Origin of the sequence: uncultured Demequina sp. (assembly GCF_913055775.1) — a bacterium.
Classification (GTDB): domain Bacteria; phylum Actinomycetota; class Actinomycetes; order Actinomycetales; family Demequinaceae; genus Demequina.
The window spans coordinates 1-2,625 of sequence record NZ_CAJXJX010000199.1; the positions used below are offsets into that span (position 1 = coordinate 1).

At 68.7% G+C, this 2,625-nt stretch carries 3 protein-coding genes and 3 tRNA genes; 5 read left to right on the forward strand and 1 reads right to left on the reverse strand.

Annotated elements, in window-relative coordinates; genetic code table 11:
- Positions 1 to 154 precede the first annotated feature (154 nt).
- The 3 genes from QZ483_RS13430 to QZ483_RS13440 all read left to right on the forward strand — a co-directional run bounded on the left by QZ483_RS13430 (position 155) and on the right by QZ483_RS13440 (position 408).
- Positions 155 to 227, forward strand: a tRNA-Gly gene (locus QZ483_RS13430).
- 34 nt (positions 228 to 261) lie between these two features.
- Positions 262 to 332, forward strand: a tRNA-Cys gene (locus tag QZ483_RS13435).
- Between the two features lies 1 nt (position 333).
- Positions 334 to 408: transfer RNA gene (locus tag QZ483_RS13440), tRNA-Val, on the forward strand.
- A 38-nt stretch (positions 409 to 446) separates the two neighbouring features.
- On the opposite strand, the gene QZ483_RS13445 is transcribed toward QZ483_RS13440, so the two are convergent.
- Positions 447 to 1,022, reverse strand: coding sequence for a TetR/AcrR family transcriptional regulator (locus QZ483_RS13445; protein WP_297084868.1), 576 nt, complete (start codon positions 1,020 to 1,022; stop codon positions 447 to 449).
- Between the two features lie 105 nt (positions 1,023 to 1,127).
- On the opposite strand from QZ483_RS13445, the gene QZ483_RS13450 reads away from it, so the two are divergent.
- Positions 1,128 to 1,562: an organic hydroperoxide resistance protein gene (locus QZ483_RS13450; RefSeq protein WP_297084870.1), complete on the forward strand. Its 435-nt coding sequence runs from the start codon at positions 1,128 to 1,130 to the stop codon at positions 1,560 to 1,562.
- Between the two features lie 93 nt (positions 1,563 to 1,655).
- Positions 1,656 to 2,625, forward strand: a 970-nt coding sequence (locus QZ483_RS13455; RefSeq protein ID WP_297084872.1) for an alpha-amylase family glycosyl hydrolase, incomplete at its 3' end; no start/stop codon positions are given.

A 2,625-nucleotide genomic window follows, 5' to 3' on the forward strand; every position in this document is an offset into this window, starting at 1 on the left:
ATCGTCCTCCCACCTCACGGAGACCACGCTAGTGGGGCGCGCGCGTGGCGCCGGTCGACGGGGTCTCGCGCGCCACGCCCGGGCGTCGACCGATTTGGTCCGGCGGCGTTCTATCCGCTAGGGTCTATCTCTCGTCAGGGCACAGCCCCGACATGCGGACGTGGCTCAGTTGGTAGAGCATCACCTTGCCAAGGTGAGGGTCGCGGGTTCGAGTCCCGTCGTCCGCTCGGAAGGCCGATGCCAACCCGGCGTTGGTACTACGGTGGGTTGGCCGAGAGGCGAGGCAGCGGCCTGCAAAGCCGTATACACGGGTTCGAATCCCGTACCCACCTCGGGCGATTGGCGCAGCGGTAGCGCGCTTCCCTGACACGGAAGAGGTCACTGGTTCGATCCCAGTATCGCCCACCACGCACGCAAGGCCACCCCTCGGGGTGGCCTTCGTCGTCTCACCCCGGGGACGCTGCCACCGCGCTGGCGACCAGCGCCGCCACACCGGCCTCGAGCTCGCGAGCGACGCGCTCCGCATCACCTGTCACGTAGCCCTCCACGAGCGCCCCGTCGCGCATCATCATGATCTGCCGCGCCGCCTCGTCAGCGCCCTCGACTCCTCGCGACACGAGCGCCTCGCGAATCGCGGCGATCATCCACGCGCGGAATCGCGCCACCACGTCGCGCACCGGATGGTCCGCATCAGGATACTCGGCGGCGGCATTGATGAACGGGCAGCCCCGGAAGCCCGGCCTGCAGATCTCATCGGCGAGCGCGCCCGAGAGGCCGTGCGATCCGGTGGCCGCCGCCGCGCGCTCGACGGCACTGCGCACGCGCTCGAGCTCCGCCTCCAGATACGCCACGACCAGGTCGTCCTTCGTCGGGAAGTGACGATAGAACGTCACCTTCGAGACCCCGGCGCCGTCGATCACCCGATCCGCGCTCACTGCTCGGATGCCCAGCGCCGTGAACTGCGCCGTCGCCTCGGCGAGGATCGCCTCGCGAGCATGACCACGCATCGGCTTGTCGGCCATCGCCACTCGAGTCCTTTCGTGCGCACCGCCATCGGGAATGCTCTCCACAGTACGCGCGTTCCTTTGTAGACGTACTAGTAACTCAACATACTCGGAGGAGCACTCATGCCCGACAAGCCGACGGTCTTCTACACCGCCACCGCCCTCGCCACCGGAGACGGCCGCAACGGCCACGTCGCCACGGACGACGGCCTGCTGGACCTCCGCCTCGCCACTCCCAAGCCGTTCAAGAAGGCCGAGCGCACCAACCCCGAGCAGTTGTTCGCGGCGGGGTACTCCGCGTGCTTCAACTCCGCGATCGGCCAGGCGGCGAAGTCGCTGAAGGTCAAGGTTCAGGACTCCCAGGTGACGGCGAAGGTGGGCATCGGCCCGATCGGGCTGCGCGGCGGCTTCGGCCTGGCGGTGACGCTCGAGGTGACCCTCTCGGGCGTCGACGAGGAGACCGCCCGTGCCGTGGTGGCCAAGGCCCACGAGGTCTGCCCCTACTCCAACGCCACGCGCGGAAACATCGAGGTGGACGTGCACGTGAGCGTGGCCTGACCGGCGGGTCCGCAGGAAACCTCGCGGTCATGCGCGTCTGCGATGATGGGCATGCACGCGAGGTCGGGGCCAAGGGATTGGGGCAGTCAGTCGATGTCAGACACGAGTCATGATCGGGCCCGCAGGTACGGGCACGGCGCCGAAGTCCCCGTGCCGTCGTCAACCTACCGCCTGCAGTTGAGCGCGAACTTCACGTTCGCCGATGCCGCAGCACGGCTCGACTACTTCGAGGCTCTGGGCGTGTCGCACCTCTACCTCTCCCCCATTCTGGAGGCGGCGCCCGGCTCGACCCACTTCTATGACGTGGTCGACCACGGCCGCATCGCGGCGGCGCTGGGCGGCCGGGAAGCGCTCCGCGACCTGTCCTGGAAGGCCGGCGAGCGCGGCATCGGGCTGATCGCGGACGTCGTGCCCAACCACATGGCGGTGCCGACCCCCGCGTATCACAATCGAGCCCTGTGGTCGGTGCTGTCCTACGGCGAGGAGTCCGACCACGCTCACTGGTTCGACGTCGACTGGCACAGCGGAGATCCGGTGCTCATGCCCGTGCTGGGCCAGCGCATCGGCACCGTGCTCTCGCAAGGCGAACTCACGCTCGACTCGATGGTCATCCCGGGCCTCGAGGGCCAGGGCGAGGTCCCGGTGCTGCGGTACTACGAGCACGTCTTCCCGGTGCGGGAGGGCACCGAGAACCTGCCCATGGCGGATCTCGTCGACCAGCAGCACTACCGGCTCGCGTACTGGCGCGTCGCGAACGAGGAGCTCAACTACCGTCGCTTCTTCGACGTGGGCTCCCTGGTCGCCGTGCGCGTCGAGGACGAGGACGTGTTCGAGGCGACCCACCGGGTGATCGTCGACCTCGTGAAGGACGGCACGCTGCAGGGCCTGCGGATCGACCACCCGGACGGCCTCGCTGATCCGGCCGGCTACCTCCAGCGGCTGTCGGACGCCACGGACGACGCCTGGATCGTGGTCGAAAAGATTCTCGAGGGGGACGAGCGGCTGCCTCGCTCGTGGCGCACCGCGGGCACCACCGGCTACGACGCGTCGTGGCGCGTGGGGG

Excerpts from the sequence above, each read along its gene's own strand:
- QZ483_RS13445 (WP_297084868.1), bottom strand. The coding sequence starts at position 1,022 with ATGGCCGACAAGCCGATGCGTGGTCATGCTCGCGAGGCGATCCTCGCC.
- QZ483_RS13450 (WP_297084870.1), top strand. The coding sequence starts at position 1,128 with ATGCCCGACAAGCCGACGGTCTTCTACACCGCCACCGCCCTCGCCACC.